Origin of the sequence: Bacteroides sp. B1-V-101 (genome assembly GCF_023656585.1) — a bacterium.
Taxonomy (GTDB): Bacteria; Bacteroidota; Bacteroidia; order Bacteroidales; family Bacteroidaceae; genus Bacteroides; species Bacteroides thetaiotaomicron.
The window spans coordinates 173,691-191,393 of the sequence record NZ_JAMOKH010000005.1 but is presented as its reverse complement, the minus strand read 5'-3'; the positions used below and the strand labels follow the sequence as shown (position 1 = coordinate 191,393).

The following is a 17,703-nucleotide window of genomic DNA, read 5'->3' as shown; positions in this document are numbered from 1 at the left end:
TTGATTTGCTTATTATCGACTTCCAATCCAGTTAAAAGAGTTTTGCTGGCAATGGTGGCAGATGTCAGTATTTCCGGTTCAAAATAAAGTATTCTTAAACAACATCACAGATTTATTGCTACTAGAAATATAATAGTTGTAGAAGACATGTTGTTGTCGGCTATATCTTGAGATACCGGATATACTCCCCAACCAAATACGCTTCTTCTCATCTTCCACTATACAATCTATACAATCATTACAAAGTCCATCTTTTACTGTATAAAAAGACGTTATCCTATCTTCGCCCACAGGAATGATTCCAAATCCATTTTTATAACCTACATATACAGTTCCGTCAGTACCAGTCAGTAAAGCACTAACTACACGAGCTCCTATATTTTCTTTTTCTTCATATCCATGAACCATCTTGAATGGACGAACATTTACCTGTGATAATCGTACAATACCTTTTGCTGTCCCTATCCAGATATTCCGCTGTTTATCTTCACAAATAGCAGTGACCCATGGCTCTGCATCTTCTTTCAAGGCTTCACGCAATGAGAATAATTCAAAATGACCTGTCTGATGATCAAATAAGTACAATCCGGCAGAAGTGCATACCCAAAACCGATAACGGGAGTCAATCATTAAGGCCACTATATAGGAGTTTACCTTTTTCCCTAAATGATTGAGCGGATATATATGGAAAGAATCGGAACTCCAGTCATAACAAATCAAGTTTCCGGAAGCATTTCCAAACCATAAATTAGAACATGAATCTTTGATTGCACAAAACACCGGGACTTCCTTTTGATTGCCCACAGGAGAAAAGTTCAGCGGTCGCGATTTAGCATAAGGCTGGTCACTACGCATAATTCCTTCATGGTAAGTGCCCAACCAAATTCGACCATCTTTGTCAGCTACCTGAGCAGAGATTTCATTATGTTTTTTGCTGTGATATTGCATATAAGAATGCTGTCTAAAATCAAAATAGACAATCCCTCCTCCTCTAGTTCCGATCCATAGTATTCCCTCTTTATCATAATAAACAGAAATCATTCTTGTCTCTACATTCCGGTACTGCAAAAATGAGGTATTCGTATAAGGCGTTGCCGACAACTTAGAAGGATCATTTTCTTCAGGAGTTAACAGAGTATATCCATTCCAGGTTACTGCAATGTAAGAATCATTATCCAACGCAACCACCCCATACGCATCTGAATGTGATAAAGAAGACAACCTGGCATCCTCATTATACTGATAATAATCAGATCTTCCCGTGGGAATATGCAGACGAGTTACTCCACCCACTATAGAAGAAACCCAAATATATTCCCCTTCACTCATGATAGTAGTAGCATTAGCACTAGGATTAATAGAGTATTTGAACTTCCGGACCACTTTACCTGCAATCTTATCAAAGAACAACAAATTTCCCTTATCGGTAACCAAATACAAGAAATGCCCGTCTTGTGAAGCACATAAATTCGAAAAAGATTCCCCCTCATCTAAAAAAAACGGATAGCCTGCTTCGACGGTCATCTCTATTTGTAAGTCACCTTTCACTAATTTATAATGTCGTTTCAAGCATTGCAATTGTCCGCCTTTTACTATCCAAAAAAGTGAATCCCCCGTTATTTCCATAGCACTTACAGAAATGGCCTTTTTTCCATCCTGAAAAGACGGAAGAACAAATTTCTCTTTCCGTCGATCAAAACAATATAAATACTCATTAGCTATTACCCACAATTTATCATCAGAAGTCTCTTTTATATCGGAAACATACATCCTCGCATTGTCTACACTAAAATTGCGAATCTGCTTCCCGTCATATCGACTCAGCCCATTACTGGATCCAAACCACATAAAACGATCTTGATCTTGATAGATACAAGTAATGATGTTATCTACCAAGCCATTACTCATATTCAACTGATGAAGTTCATTATAAGGCAGAACAGCATAGAGAGAAGTAGTAATAACTAAAGAATTTATAATAGCAATCAAAACAAGGACGGTATATCGAACGGTTCGCTTCATTATATATTCATATTAGTTTAAGTGTCACAAAAATAATCAATATTATAACAGAAAGGCGAAGCAAATGATAAAAAAAGCAATTTTGAATGAAAAGATATACATGGATGAATAAAAGCATATGCTCCTGATTCCTTGAAATCCCCTAAGTTTGTATCCTGAAAACCGAACGGAAAGTGTGCTTCACAATTATATATAGCCATTTACACCTTTGAATCTGTAATATTTAAAACAATTAATCACATGAGAGAAAAAGCCAAAAGCCCTTAAGTCAAATTGAAATCAATTAGAATCTATTAAACCTTATTTAAATAGAAAGCCTAAAAAGACCTTTTTTCAAACTAATAAAATCTTATAGAAAAACATGCGTAAATCATTTAATCTAATCTGGATGGTTTTCGGCTTCCTGCTACTAATAGTAGGTTGTAATGAAGACAAGAAAAGTACAGCTTTCGATCCTAATCAACCAGTCAAGTTTACAGAGTTTATGCCCGATTCCGGTGGCATACGAACCAAATTCATTGTTAAAGGTTCCAATTTCGGAGAAGACAAAAGCCAAGTGAAAGTTTACTTCAAGGATGAAGTAGGTAATGAACGGGAGGCATTGGTTTTAGGTGTCAAGCCTGATGTTATTTATGCCCAAGTGCCCAAGCAAGCCGGAGGGGAAAGCCATGTACGGGTGGAGATTGCCGGAAAAGAAGCTGAACTCAGCAATGCTGAAAAAACATTCAAATATATTGTAACTTCTTCCGTATCTACAGTAGTAGGAAAAGCCAAAGAAGGTGGCAATAAAGACGGAACTCTCGGTGAGACCACATTCAATACTCCAAGGTATGTAGCTGTAGACAATGATGACAATGTATTCATATTCGACTCTGATGGAAGAACGCGTTTATCATCCATCGAACAAAATAAAACGATCACTTTACTGGATGGCATGGTAATCGACCAACCTTTATTTATCGATAAAGAAAAGAAACAACTATTTGGTCCATGCGATAATGCCAACTTCGGTTGTTTCTTATTCGATGCTAATGTGAGCTGGGTGGCTGATAAAATGGGACAGCTTTTAGCCAACGGAGGATGGATGCATAGTGTTGTTCTCGACCCTGTAGATTCTACTTTTGTGATATACCGCCAAAACACAGGACAATTGTGGACACAACCTTTTGATAAGAATAAAAGAACCTTAAATCCCAACAAAGCAAAACGAATCGGTACACTCTATAATGTAGGCTCCAATGGTTTATGTGCTTACAATCCGGTTGATAAGTATGTTTATTGTGTGTTGCATAGTAAAAGTGCAGTTTATCGCTTTAAGCTCACACGCGATACGGACGGTTGGCCAGCTCTAGACGGAGACATTGAAGAATATATTCCCGGTGCAGGCGCAGGCTTCCGGGACGGAGATGTACAAGAAGCACAATTCAATGAGCCGCGTGGAATTGCTATTGATAAAGAAGGCAATTTATATATAGCGGATGTTAATAACCATCGGATTCGTAAAGTTGACACCAAGTTAAATATCGTGACCACGATAGCAGGTAGCGGGAAAGGATACAAAGACGGGGATCCTTTGGAAGCCCAATTCAATCAGCCTTGGGGTGTCTATTTGGACAAAAATGAATTTCTTTACATTGCAGATCAAAACAACCACTGCATCAGAAAACTTGCTATTGAATAATTAATAAGGAATAGAAATGAAAACACTATATTTTAAATTAACCCTGTGTTTCTTTCTGCTATTGGCAGGAAATGCAACACAAGGGATATGGGCCCAACAAGAACCAATTCAAATTGCCGGAATCGTGTTAGATGAACATGGTGATCCGCTCCCGGGTGCAAACATATCTGTAAAAGGGAAAGAAAAAACCGGAACTATAACAGATATGGATGGTAACTTCAGTATGAAATCATTAGCTCCAAAAACAACGCTGATTGTTTCATTTATGGGATATAAGAGCAAAGAAATAGTGGTTGCTCAAACCGATAAGAAGATGCGTATATCTCTGGAGCCCGACTCAGAATCATTGGACGAAGTAGTTGTTGTAGGTATGGGAACACAACGTAAAGTCAGCGTGGTAGGTGCTGTCACCAGTGTCAATCCGGCTGCCATCAGTGCTCCGTCAACTTCCGTAGCCAATATGCTGGGAGGTGTGGTTCCCGGTATTATAGCCGTTGACCGAAGCGGCGAACCGGGGCAGGATGTTTCTGAGTTCTGGATTCGCGGTATCAGCACATTTGGTGCCAACCAGTCTGCGCTGGTTTTGATTGACGGTATTGAAGGAAACCTCAACGACCTCGACCCGTCGGATATTGAGAGCTTCTCTATCTTGAAAGATGCTTCGGCAACAGCCGTTTATGGTGTACGTGGTGCAAATGGCGTTGTTTTGGTAACGACCCGTTCCGGTCAGGAAGGTCGAACCAAGGTAACCTGGAAGAGCAGTATGACTCTCTCTTATTCTCCCCGTATGCCCGAATATCTGGAAGCATACGATTATGCCAGCTTGGCAAACGAAGCCCGAGTGGTAAGCAATATGGACCCTCTTTATAGCCCGACAGAACTGGAGATTATTAAAGCAGGACTGGACAATGACTTATATCCAAACGTTAACTGGCAAAAAGAGATATTGAAAGATGTAACTATTAATCATCAGCACTATTTAAATGTATCCGGTGGTGGAAAAGTTGCCAGATATTTTGTCAGTGTAGGAGGTACATTCAAAGATGCTATCTTCAAGCAAGACAAAGTTAACAAATACAACACGAATGTCAAATAGGCTAAATATAATTTCCGCGCAAAGGTAGACATGAACCTAACTTCATCGACGATCATGGGATTGGCTATGGACGGAGCTATTGTAGAAGACAGAGCACCGGGATTCGGAACTAACAATGACGCACTCTGGGCCGCACAAGCCTATCTGACTCCCCTGACGGTGCCTTTACGTTATTCCAATGGAATGCTTCCTGCTTATGGTAAAAACGGAGAACAAATCTCACCATATATCTTGTTGAACCATACCGGATTTAAAAAGGGAAACCGGACCACTATGAACATCAATTTCACCTTACGTCAAGACTTCGGAAAATGGATCAAGGGTTTGACTGCCAGAGGAATGTTCTCGTATAACAATAACAATATACACAACGTAGTCCGCTCCAAAATGCCGGACCTATACAAGGCCTTTGGCCGTTACAATGACGGTTCATTAATGACACAACGTACGGTATCAGCCAGTAACATTCAATTCGCCAAGAGTGCTGCCAGTGACCGGAGATATTACTTCGAATCGCAACTTGCCTATGAAAGACTTTTCAATCAGGAACATCGTGTAACCGGTTTGATACATTACTATATGCAAAGCACCGAAACCACCGAAGCAAATGATGAAATTTCATCTATTCCCAAACGTTATCAAGCGTTATCTGCCAGAGCCACTTACTCTTATAAAGATGCTTATCTGATAGAAGGAAACGTAGGATACACCGGTTCCGAAAACTTTGAACCGGGCAAACAATTCGGTTTGTTCCCTGCAATAGCCTTAGGATGGATCCCGACCCAATACGAATTTATGCAGAATCATGCAGGATGGCTCAACTTTTTGAAGATCAGAGCTTCTTATGGTGAAGTTGGTAACGATCAGATCGGTGGTGGACGTCGGTTCCCATATCTGACGTTGATTAACTTTGGAGGTGGTAGTCGTTGGGGTTCCAATGGATTGACAGAAAAACAAATCGGAGCCAACAACTTACACTGGGAGGTAGCCAAGAAATATAACCTGGGTATCGACTTCCAATTTCTCAATGATAAAATAGGTGGAACGGTAGATATCTTCAGAGACACTCGTGATAATATCTTCCAGGAAAGAAAAATGATGCCTTCGGAAGTAGGCGTCGTGACCAACCCATATACCAACGTAGGACGTATGCGCAGTAGTGGTATAGATGGTAACATTTACCTGAACCAGAAAATAAACGAAGACAACTCTTTCACGGTGCGTGCCAACATGACATATGCTGTCAGCAAAGTTGTACATTGGGACCAGGATGCGGTGCGCTACCCTTACCAATCGTATAGCGATGTAAATTATGGTGTTATGCGCGGTTTGGTTGCATTAGGCTTATTTCAAAATCAGGATGAAATCAACCGAAGCCCGAAACAGACATACGGCGAAGTACGCCCCGGAGATATCCGCTATAAAGACGTGAACGCTGACGGAAAAATTGACGATGACGATATTGTTCCTATTGCACACTCCAATGTACCGCAAATTCAATACGGTTTTGCACTGGAATACAGATATAAAAGATGGACTATCAGTGCTTTATTCACTGGAGCAGCCAAAGTTAACTTCTTATACGGCGGTTCCGGATTCTATCCCTTCTCAGGCGGAGAAGTCGGCAACATTCTATCCATCGTAAACGACCCGAAGAATCGTTGGACACCGGCATGGTATTCAGGGGATCCTTCTACAGAAAACCCGAATGCACGTTTCCCGCGCCTGACTTACGGAGAGAATAAGAACAATAACCGTGCTTCTACTTTCTGGCTGGCAGATGGTTCTTACCTGCGTTGGAAATCATTGGATATTTCCTATCGTATCGGAACGAATAAAGTACTAAGGACAGTGGGCATCAGTGATATGAATCTGCAATTTGTCGGACAGAATCTGGCAGTATGGGATTCAGTGAAACTATGGGATCCGGGACAGGCATCTAAAAACGGCGCCGTATATCCGCTACAGCGTACTTTCTCTTTACAGTTAACAGCTACGTTCTAATTGAAAACTATTATGAAAAAGATATTAAAGAAAAGCCTTCATATTCTATGCACGACACTGGGAATCATCCCGTTCATGCTGACTTCATGCAACTATCTGGCAGTTGATGAATACTTTAACGACCTGACTCCACTCGACTCCATCTTTGCCAGACAAGATTATCTGGAGCGTTATGTGTGGGGAACTGCGGCATTAATGCCCGCTCAAGGCAACTTGTTTTCCGGTTCCTACGGTCCTTACGAGACTGCGGTAGATGAAGTTCTTCTGTCATGGCAGAAAGCTGAGTACGCCGGTACCTACTTGTACGCAGACAAAATTACGCAAAACGATTCTTACTACAACATGTGGGGACAATACTACAAAGGTATCCGTAAGTGTAACACTATCTTCACCCGCATCGATGAATGCAAAGACCTGAAAGGATTGGACAGACGTGAAATTATGGGTTTGACTCATTTCATGAGAGCTTCCTTCTATTTCTATCTGTTGGAACTTTACGGACCGGCAGTCATCCTTCCCGAAGAGCCGCTGTCGGTAGATGAAAACATTGAAAACTTGTCATTCGAACGTAACACGTACGATGAATGTGTGGAATATATCTGCAAAGACCTCGAAGAAGCTTACAGTCTACTGGACCCGACGCGCCCGAGCACTCAGTTCGAACGTCCTACCAAATATGCGGCAGCCGCCCTCATGTCACGTGTCCGGCTTTACCAAGCTTCCAAGTGGTACAACGGCAATCAATATTATGCCGACTGGACCACTTCCGACGGACGAAACATGATAGCCCAGCAATATGACCCGGTGAAATGGGCGAAATCAGCTGCTGCCTCCAAGAGAATTATCGATAGCGGTATTTACTCATTATACACTGTACCCAGCGATGAAAACACGTATGCATCCTCTCAGGCGTCACAAGCGGAATTTCCGTTAGGAGTAGGAGGAATCGATCCTTACCATTCGTATATAGACATGTTCAATGGAGAAGCACTGGCTGTGAAAAACCCTGAACTTATTTATGCTACTCCCTTGAACAACAACATCATTTCAATCGCCTTCCCGTTGAAACTGGGAGGATGGAACGGCTTAGGAATCACTCAGAAACTCATAGATGCCTACTACATGAAAGATGGAGAAGATTATGTGCAACAACCTGATTATTATGAAGAAGCGGGTACTGTACCTACCATCGCCACAGGATATGAGCTGAGACCAACCGTTGCCAAAATGTATCTGGACCGCGAACCGCGTTTCTACGCATCTATCGGATTCTGTGAATGTTTCTGGCCCGCAACTTCGGTAACAGGAACCGAAGCTCCCAACGTGACTAACTTTACAGCAGGATATTACGTGAATGGCAACTGTGCAAAACAGGCTGCCAATCCCGAAGACTATAACTTAACGGGATATACTCTAAAGAAATATATCCATCCGGAGGATAACTGTACCAGTCATACAGGTGCTAAAATAAAACCGAAAACATTCCCTGTATTCAGATATGCGGAAATACTATTGAACTATGTAGAAGCATTGAATGAACTGAAAGGAGAACCGGAATATACGGAAGCGGCAGATAACACCACTTATCATGTTTTGTATAATCCGGAGGAAATCATGTACTACTTCAACATGATTCGTTACCGTGCCGGATTGCCGGGCATCACCCTTGCCGATGCCAGCGATCAAGTGAAGATGCGTCAGTTAATCATCCGCGAACGTATGATCGAATTTGCGTGCGAAGGAAGAAGATATCATGACCTGCGTCGTTGGGGACTAGCAGAAACAGAAGAAAACAAACCGGTACAAGGTATGGACGTTACCAAGAAGACAACCGAAAGAGACCAATTCTATACTGTTGTCAATGTAGTTCATAAGTATGCATTACGCAGCTTTGACAGGAAGATGTACTTCTATCCTATTCCGAGAGCCGTATTGGATAAAAATGCCAAACTGAAACAAAATCCAGGATGGGACGGATTCGGAGATTGGTAACTTTCCCCTTTCCATCATATAACTGATTATTAATCATATAAAATTGAATATATAATGAGATCAATATACAAACTAGTGATCTGTTCTTTATTAACGTTCTCCATCACTTCTTGTGAAAAAGACCTGCTTGACAAAGAACAATATCAGAAAGAAATCTACCTGATCGGTGCTTACAACCGTGTGTGGACCACAGAAGTAAGCTACAGTAACGAAGAAGTGAAAACTTATTTCACGGTCAGCAGTTCCGGTACATTAGCATTAGATCGAGATGTGAACGTAAAAATGAAGATTAACGAAGAACTGGTAGATATTTACAATAAAAAGTACTGGACCGTTCTGAATGAAGACAAATATTATAAATCATTGGATCCTGATTTATATTCTATTCCTTCTTTGGAGAATACGGTAATCAAGCACGCTGAAGGTATTTCCGCCGAAGTTCCTGTATTGATAAAGACAGCAAGCCTGAAGATTGACCAGTCATACGTCATCCCTGTCGAAATAGAAAGTACAACAGTATACCCAATAAGTGCATCCGGACGTAAAATGCTGGTTCTATTAAAATTAAAGAATGACTATTCGGGCAGTTATCAGATGAATGGACATACTACCTTAGAAGGAGAAACTCCGAAGACGATTCAAAAGCCTAAAACAGTCAAACCTACCGGTGTCAACACTGTCAGACTATTCTATGCTATGAACAATGAGAGTGACCAAAAGGCCGATATCCAAACGAACACAATAGAACTGACCATCTTGGACCAGATAGTGGAAGGCACTAATGATGTGAAGAAAGTTTCTATCAAAGCATGGGATGCTGAAAACGGACCGGTAATTATCGACTCAGGAGAAAGTACCTACAACACAACCGCCAAAAAGTTCAGCCTCAAATATACGATCGGTAACACGCTATATGAAGAGCAACTGACCAAAGAAAAAGAAGTTTTATAATACACGACAAATGAGGAGAAGAGGAGATTTCACGGCATTGCAAAAATGCCGCTGAAATCTCCTCTTCGTTTTTTCAACGGAGGACTTGTTTTTACATGATTCCTTGTTTTCCTTCTGCTAAATTCGTAATTTTACCGCCGATTCACGCAATAGGGGTGCCCTAACATGACAGGCTGAGAACATACCCATAGAATCTGATCCGGGTAATGCCGGCGTAGAGAACGAATAAATAAGCAAATATGGAAATGAATTATCTGGAGATATTCGGTACGTTTATCGGTATTATCTACCTGTGGCTGGAGTATCGCGCCAGTATCTATCTGTGGCTGGCGGGCATCATCATGCCGGCCATTTATATCTTTGTTTATTACGACGCGGGGTTGTATGCCGACTTCGGCATCAACATCTACTATCTGATAGCTGCCATCTACGGATGGTTCTTCTGGATGTGGGGACACGGGGAAAAGAAAAGTCTCCCCATTATACATACCCCGTGGAAATGCTATCTGCCACTATTCCTTGTGTTTATCGTGTCTTTCATCGGCATCGCCCGGATACTTATCGAATACACAGACAGTAACGTTCCGTGGCTGGACAGTTTCACAACGGCGTTGAGCATTGTCGGAATGTGGATGCTGGCACGCAAATACATCGAGCAATGGTTTGCCTGGATTCTTGTCGACATCGTCTGTTGCGGACTTTATATCTATAAAGATCTCTATTTCACCTCCGCATTGTACGGACTTTACTCCATTATAGCTATCTTTGGCTACTTTAAATGGAAAAAAATAATGAACATGCAATGATAAACGAACACTATATACCCCAAGCCGTCATACTTGCCAACGGTGAATATCCTGCGCACGAACTTCCCCTGCGTCTTTTGGCAGAAGCCCAATTCGTCGTTTGTTGCGACGGGGCCGCCAATGAATATATTTCCCGCGGACATACTCCCGACGTGATCATAGGCGATGGAGACTCGCTCCTGCCGGAATATAAAAAGCGTTTTTCCTCTATTATCCTTCAAATTTCGGATCAGGAGACGAATGATCAGACCAAAGCTGTCCATTATCTGCAAAGTAAAGGGATACGGAAAATCGCCATCGTAGGTGCTACCGGCAAACGGGAAGATCATACATTAGGAAACATCAGCCTGCTCGTGGAGTATATGAGAAGTGGTATGGAAGTACGGACAGTCACTGATTACGGGACATTTATTCCTGTGAGTGATACGCAAAGTTTTGCCTCACATCCCGGTCAGCAGGTCTCTATCATCAATTTTGGAGCTGAAGGATTAAAAGGAGAAGGATTGTTTTATCCGCTAAGCGACTTCAGCAACTGGTGGCAGGGAACACTTAATGAAGCAACAGCAGATGAGTTTACCATTCATTGTACAGGAGAATATTTAGTATTCCTTGCTTATTAAATCCCTGTTCCGGAAAAATATTCTTTCATCTGCCTTACTACTGATAGTTTCCTACTGTGGAACTATTATTTTTTTGCCTAATGAAACTTTAGTTTCACGGCCTTGGAACTAGAGTTTCCAGCGCTTGAAACTTTAGTTTCTGCAGTTTGGAACTAAAGTTTCTTCAGCTTGAAACTATTGGTTTCAAGGCTTTGGAACTATAGTTTCATTGCATGGAAACTAACTAAGCTAAGGTATTCCTGACTTATCATTCCAAGAGGTCAGTATATTATTGTAGCAGGATATAATAACACAGCGTGACGGCATTGTGACAGCATATTTTGCTATCACAATGCCGTCACGCTGTGCTGTCACCTCTTTATTAGTTTATAATCAGTGCGTTATCTGTCATTTGGTGACAGATGACAGCAATTTTGGATATTTCAATTCTCTAGTAGAGCGGCTCAAAGCAATTTATTCCTTTTCGTATTGTTATGAGCTAAATGATAATCGGTTCTATCTTCCATTCTCCTCCTTCGGGAAGGAGGAGTACCCGTAGGGGGAGGTGGTAGGTGAATACATAATCCTGTCATTTACAAAGAAATATGTATAAACATTATTTCTCCTACCACCTCGGTCTGCGACCACTCCTCCTTCCCGAAGGAGGAGAATGGAGTTACTATTGTGTACTACTGTTTAGTTCATTCCTAAACAGATTTGAATTATTTCCGCACGTCATTTATTTTTTCCGGCAAATACAATCCTTCAAGTGATCGTTGATAAATCCCGAAGCCTGTAAGTGAGCATAACAAATCGTTGTTCCAAAGAATTTGAATCCGCGCTTTTTCATGTCCTTACTCATTGCATCGGATTCGGGAGAAGATGCCGGAATCTCGCTCAATGAACAAAAGGTATTGACAATGGGCTTTCTGTCGGGAAAGAATGAGAGCGTGTAGTCGTAAAAACTACCGAACTCCTTTTGTATAGCAAGGAATTGTCTGGCGTTGGTAATGGTCGATTTGATTTTCAGACGGTTTTTCACAATGCCTTCAAAGTGCATCAACCGTTCAACATCTTCATCGGTCATCTGTGCCACCCGTTCGGCATCAAAATCGCAAAAGGCTTTGCGATAACCCTCCCGTTTTCTGAGGATGGTTATCCAGCTCAGCCCCGCCTGGGCACTTTCCAATACAAGAAACTCAAACAGCGTCTTGTCGTCAGTCACCAAATTTCCCCACTCCTGATCATGATATTTCACATACAGTTCGTCGGTTCCACACCAACCACAGCGTCCGTTTACTATATCTTGCATAATTATTTCTTTTATACCTTGCTTTAAAACCCAATCAAACAGAAAGCAAATACTTCTTGAAGTCTGCAAATTCTTTCGTCATTTGCAAGCTCTTCTTCTCCCCTTTCATAAATTCCTGCAACTTGGCAGGTATTTCTACCGCTTCGCCAATGATACTTTCTACCGTTTCCAGGAATTTAGCAGGATGAGCAGTTTCAAGGAAGACTCCCGTTTCGCCTTGTTTCAGTCCTTCTTGCAAAGCGCGATAACCGCAAGCTCCATGAGGATCGAGCAGGTAATGATGTTCCTTCCAGGTTTCTTTCACAGTTTCGCGAATCTGCTCGTCGGTATATGTAGTTCCCGAGATCTCAGCGGAAATGTCTGCATGAGAACCGCCATACAAGTCAAGCACACGGGCAAAGTTGCTCGGATCACCTACGTCCATAGCGTTGGCTATGGTTGCAACGGATGGGCGGGGATTATATTTACCTGTTTGCAGGTATTGATAGAATATATCGTTGCGATTGTTGGCAGCAATAAAACGTTTGACAGGCAAGCCCATCTTTTTGCCGAACAATCCGGCTGTGATGTTTCCGAAGTTTCCGCTAGGAACACAAATCACGGCATTATCGGCTTTTCCGGCACGTTTCAGTTGTGCATAAGCATAGAAATAATAGAATGCTTGCGGCAGAAAGCGGGCTACATTGATAGAATTGGCGGAAGTCAGTGACAGATGTTCATTCAGTTCCTTATCCATGAAAGCAGCTTTTACCAGTGCCTGGCAATCATCAAACGTTCCGTCCACTTCGAGAGCGGTAATATTCTGTCCCAAAGTAGTGAACTGCTTTTCCTGTATTTCGCTGACTTTTCCTTTCGGGTAAAGTACATATACATGAATACCTTCCACACCCAGAAAACCGTTGGCAACGGCACTTCCCGTATCACCGGAAGTCGCTACCAGCACATTCACATCCTTCTGACCTTCTTTCTTGATGAAGTAGCCCAGCAGACGTGCCATAAAACGGCCGCCTACATCTTTGAAAGCCAGAGTCGGTCCGTGGAAAAGTTCCAGAGAATAGATGTTGTCCGTCACTTTCACCAACGGTACATCAAAGCTCAATGTATCGTACACTATTTGTTTCAGTGTATCGGTGGGGATGTCTTCGCCAAAGAAAGCATCGGCTACCCGATAAGCAATCTCCTGAAAAGACAAAGTATCTATCGTATCGTAAAATTCTTGGGGAAGAGGCTTGATAGTCATTGGCATGAAAAGTCCTCTGTCGGCGGCAAGCCCTTTTACTACAGCCTCCTGCAAAGAAGCCATCGGCGCTTGTTTATTTGTACTATAGTATTTCATTGGATATTCTTTTGATTCATAAATTCTTTTATAAACTCATCTTCTTTCAGCACACCGTAACTGCCATCGCAAGCCGATATCTCGTCATACGTCTGCACTTCATCCGGTTCGATGCCCGGATACCAGATAAGGAACGGTATAGGGTCGGAAGTATGGGTGCGAAGTTCGCAGGGAGTAGGATGGTCGGGCAATACGGCAATCGCCACAGGCTCGTCCCAGTCCTTCACTGCTTCGTAGATAGGACCTACAGCACGTTTGTCGAGGTTCTCTATCGTCAGGAGTTTCAGGTCGATATCCCCTTCGTGTCCCGCCTCATCACTGGCCTCGATATGAAGATAAACGAAATCGTCCGTCTTCAGTGCTTCCAGAGCGGCAGCTACTTTATTCTCATAATTTGTATTATACAGTCCGGTGGCTCCCTCTACCGCAATGCGGCGTAAGCCGGCATAATATCCGATTCCGTTAATCAAGTCGACAGCCGAAATAACTGCTCCTTTCTTTACTTGCGGAAAGGTTTCGGAGAAAGCAGGCATCTGCGGACGATAGCCGGGGCTCCAGGGCCAGATGCTGTTTGCAGGGTCCTTGCCTTCCGACATCCGTTTCAGATTCAACGGATGGTTCTTCAGCAGTTCCTGTGATTTAAGAATAAGATCATTGATAAGGTCCGCCGTTTCCTGCGCTTCCGGCACTAAGGGTTTCACCATTAACGGGCGGAAAGGCTTCAACGGGACATCGTGCGGAGGGGTGCAATCCAGTTCTTTATCCCCCCCCTTGATAACAAGCAGATGACGATACTGAACTCCTGTATGGAAGCGTACGCGGTCATTCCCCAGCTTCTCTTGCAGATACTGGATCAGTACATCCGCTTCTTCCGTAGATATATGTCCGGAAGAGTGATTCTTCAGAATATCTCCTTCCACACAAATCAGATTACAACGCATCGCCATTTCTCCCGGTTTCAGGTCTACACCGATACTGGCTGCTTCGAGCGGCCCGCGTCCTTCGTACACTTTCGGAAGATTATATCCCAACACGGACATATTGGCAACCTCACTACCCGGATGGAAACCTTCGGCAACAGTTATCAAACGTCCATTGCGTCCCATGCGGGCTAACTTATCCATATAAGGCGTCTTCGCATATTGCAGGAGCGTCTTGTCCCCCAATGACTTCACTGGCCAGTCGGCCATTCCGTCTCCCAGTATGATAATATGCTTCATTTTAACACCCCTTATTTAAACGTTTGCGATACTCATGATATCAGCGAATACTCCCGCAGCCGTTACTCCGGCACCGGCACCGTATCCTTGAATCATCATCGGATATTCTTTATAGCGTTCCGTAGTCAGCAAGATGATGTTGTTGCTGCCTTCCAGTCCGTAGAACGGATGGTTGGCACCCACTTCCTGCAGGCCGACAGAGGCTTTTCCGTCTTCCAGTTTGGCAACAAAGCGCCAATGTTTATGTTCTTTCTCCAATACCTGACGACGGGCTTCGAAGTCTGCGTCGAGGCTCGGCACTCGTTTCCAGAAGTCATCCAGCGAACCTTCGAAGAAGTCGTTCGGGACAAAGAGATTCTTTTCTACGTCTTCCTGCTCGATGTGATATCCGGCTTCACGTGCCAGAATCACCAGTTTGCGGATCACGTCTTTTCCGCTCAGGTCGATACGCGGGTCCGGTTCGGAATAGCGTTCTTCCTGTGCCATCTTGATCGTGCGGCTGAAAGGAATGTCAGCGCTGATCTTATTAAAGATATAGTTCAATGTACCCGAAAGTACAGCTTCAATCTTCAGTATCTTATCACCACTGTGAATCAGGTCGTTGATGGTATTGATAATCGGCAGTCCCGCACCTACGTTTGTTTCAAACAAGTACTTCACACCCCGTTGACGGGCAATCGTTTTCAGTTCGCGATAGTTCTCGTAAGCCGAAGACGCAGCGATCTTATTGGCTGCCACTACGGAAACGTTGTGCTGTAAAAGGTCTTTGTAAAGTGATGCAATGTCGGGGCTTGCCGTACAATCCACGAATACGGAGTTGAAGATATTCATTCCGACTATTTCGTCACGGATCGTCTGCAAGTTACTATCCTTGCCTTTCTTCTGCAACTCCTCACGGAAATTGGCAAGGTCAAATCCCTCACGACTGAACATGGCTTTCGCAGCATCGATGATACCTACGACGTGCAACTTCAATCCGTTCTCCATCATCAGTTTCTGTTGCTGGCAACGAATCTGTTCTACCAGACTGCCGCCAACCGTACCGATACCACAGATAAAGAGATTCAATACCTGATATTCGGACAGGAAGAAAGAGTCATGGATAACGTTCAGAGATTTACGCAATGACTTGGAATCGACAACAAAAGAAATGTTGGTTTCCGAAGCTCCCTGCGCACAAGCGATTACATTGATACCATTACGTCCCAGTGTACCGAAGAGCTTCCCTGCTATACCCGGTGTATGCTTCATATTCTCGCCAACGATTGCCACCGTAGCCAGATTTCTCTCTGCAAGGATCGGAGAAATCTCTCCCATCTCGATCTCTTTCGCAAATTCTTCATTCAGCACTTCACAAGCCAGATCGGCATCAGCGTTCCGAACACCGATAGAGGTACTGTTCTCTGATGAAGCCTGCGAAACAAGGAATACACTGATTCCATTCTTTGCCAAAGCCTTGAAGATACGGTAGTTTACACCGATCACACCTACCATACCCAGCCCCTGAACAGTGATCAGACTCGTATCATTGATAGAGGAAATACCTTTAATGGCCTTACTCTGCGGATTGGAAGTCTCTTGCTTGATAACTGTTCCCACTCCGTCAGGATTGAACGTATTCTTTATTATAATAGGAATATTCTTATGACATACCGGATAGATCGTCGGCGGATAAACAACTTTCGCACCGAAGTTACAGAGTTCGGTTGCTTCTACATAGCTCAGTTCGGAAATAGTATAAGCTGTTGAGATCACACGCGGATCGGCAGTCATAAAGCCGTCTACATCGGTCCATATCTCCAGACTGCTGGCATCGAGCGCTGCGGCAATAATGGCAGCCGTATAATCCGAACCACCACGACCGAGATTCGTTACGTCTCCCGACACCTTATCCGAAGAAATAAATCCGGGAACCAACGACACTTTCGGAATGGAATGGAAAGCCTCTTTTACCAACTGATTAGTCAGATCGGCATCAATCGTATGTTTATTATGCTTCTTTTCAGTCTTGATAAAAGTACGTGAATCAAACCATTTTGCCTCATCGATCAGTTCGGCAACGATGATGGACGAAAGACGTTCGCCATAGCTGACAATGGTATCCGATGTTTTCGGGGAAAGGTCTCTGATCAGATAGATACCCTGGAAAATGTCTTTCAACTCATTCAGCAATTCGCCAATCTGACGTTGCAATGCCACTTGCCCTGCTCCGGCAGGTATCACTTCTTTAATCATCTCCACATGACGATAGACGATTTCGCGGAACTCTCCTTCGTAGGCCGAATCTCCGGCTGCCGCCATCTTCGATGTATTAATCAATTTGTCAGTGATGCCCCCTAACGCGGAAACAACTACAATTACCGGCTCGCCGGCCGACTCTACAATTCTCTTTACACTTAAAATGCTGTTCACGGAACCTACGGACGTTCCGCCGAATTTCATTACTTTCATGAAGATACATATTTAAATACAATCCCCTCGAGTATAGTTATTACAGGGTGATTGGTTGTTTACGAAAAAATTAAATTTGAGTTTTGCCTACTTACACAGGCGTGAATCACGTAGATACACAAATACTATCCATTAACCCCAAAGGGTCATGGTACACATGGATGTGACTGTATGTGGATAGTACTTCATCATAGTCTCTGTTTCTACCATTGTTTTTGATAAGTGTCGCAAAA

The 17,703-nt window shown here is 43.1% G+C and carries 10 protein-coding genes, 1 pseudogene and 1 riboswitch; of the genes and pseudogenes, 6 read left to right on the top strand and 5 right to left on the bottom strand.

The features are described from left to right. Window positions 1-78: 78 nt before the first annotated feature. The gene (locus NBH01_RS06425) at window positions 79-2,022 is read right to left on the bottom strand and encodes a ligand-binding sensor domain-containing protein (RefSeq protein WP_250700036.1); all 1,944 of its coding nucleotides are present in this window, start codon (window positions 2,020-2,022) and stop codon (window positions 79-81) included. Window positions 2,023-2,383: 361 nt separating this feature from the next. Between NBH01_RS06425 and NBH01_RS06420 the strand changes: the two genes are divergently transcribed. The 6 genes and pseudogenes from NBH01_RS06420 to NBH01_RS06395 all read left to right on the top strand — a co-directional run bounded on the left by NBH01_RS06420 (window position 2,384) and on the right by NBH01_RS06395 (window position 11,172). After that, window positions 2,384-3,703, top strand: a complete 1,320-nt coding sequence (locus tag NBH01_RS06420; RefSeq protein WP_022471391.1) for an NHL domain-containing protein — start codon at window positions 2,384-2,386, stop codon at window positions 3,701-3,703. A gap of 16 nt (window positions 3,704-3,719) precedes the next feature. Further along, window positions 3,720-6,803, top strand: a pseudogene (locus NBH01_RS06415) (SusC/RagA family TonB-linked outer membrane protein). A 12-nt stretch (window positions 6,804-6,815) separates the two neighbouring features. Further along, window positions 6,816-8,795: a RagB/SusD family nutrient uptake outer membrane protein gene (locus NBH01_RS06410; RefSeq protein WP_010535408.1), complete on the top strand. Its 1,980-nt coding sequence runs from the start codon at window positions 6,816-6,818 to the stop codon at window positions 8,793-8,795. Between the two features lie 54 nt (window positions 8,796-8,849). Further along, window positions 8,850-9,746: a BT_3044 domain-containing protein gene (locus NBH01_RS06405; RefSeq protein ID WP_250700035.1), complete on the top strand. Its 897-nt coding sequence runs from the start codon at window positions 8,850-8,852 to the stop codon at window positions 9,744-9,746. Between the two features lie 141 nt (window positions 9,747-9,887). Beyond that, a riboswitch (TPP riboswitch) is annotated at window positions 9,888-9,984 on the top strand. A 1-nt stretch (window position 9,985) separates the two neighbouring features. Beyond that, the gene (pnuC, locus tag NBH01_RS06400; protein ID WP_032813667.1) at window positions 9,986-10,552 is read left to right on the top strand and encodes a nicotinamide riboside transporter PnuC; all 567 of its coding nucleotides are present in this window, start codon (window positions 9,986-9,988) and stop codon (window positions 10,550-10,552) included. After that, window positions 10,549-11,172, top strand: a complete 624-nt coding sequence (locus NBH01_RS06395) for a thiamine diphosphokinase (protein ID WP_016268791.1) — start codon at window positions 10,549-10,551, stop codon at window positions 11,170-11,172. The genes pnuC and NBH01_RS06395 overlap by 4 nt, the downstream gene beginning before the upstream one ends. Before the next feature lie 718 nt (window positions 11,173-11,890). Here NBH01_RS06395 and NBH01_RS06390 read toward each other — a convergent pair. Genes NBH01_RS06390 through thrA form a run of 4 tightly spaced genes read right to left on the bottom strand, consistent with a single transcriptional unit; the run spans window position 11,891 to window position 17,470 of the window. After that, window positions 11,891-12,463, bottom strand: coding sequence for a DNA-3-methyladenine glycosylase I (locus NBH01_RS06390; RefSeq protein ID WP_008764076.1), 573 nt, complete (start codon window positions 12,461-12,463; stop codon window positions 11,891-11,893). A gap of 34 nt (window positions 12,464-12,497) precedes the next feature. Then, window positions 12,498-13,799, bottom strand: coding sequence for a threonine synthase (thrC, locus tag NBH01_RS06385; RefSeq protein ID WP_008764077.1), 1,302 nt, complete (start codon window positions 13,797-13,799; stop codon window positions 12,498-12,500). Continuing rightward, complete coding sequence (locus NBH01_RS06380; protein ID WP_118337533.1) at window positions 13,796-15,019, bottom strand: cofactor-independent phosphoglycerate mutase; 1,224 nt, start codon at window positions 15,017-15,019, stop codon at window positions 13,796-13,798. Before NBH01_RS06380 ends, thrC begins: the two co-directional genes overlap by 4 nt. Window positions 15,020-15,034: 15 nt before the next feature. Next, window positions 15,035-17,470: a bifunctional aspartate kinase/homoserine dehydrogenase I gene (gene thrA / locus NBH01_RS06375; protein WP_011108282.1), complete on the bottom strand. Its 2,436-nt coding sequence runs from the start codon at window positions 17,468-17,470 to the stop codon at window positions 15,035-15,037. Window positions 17,471-17,703: the final 233 nt, after the last annotated feature.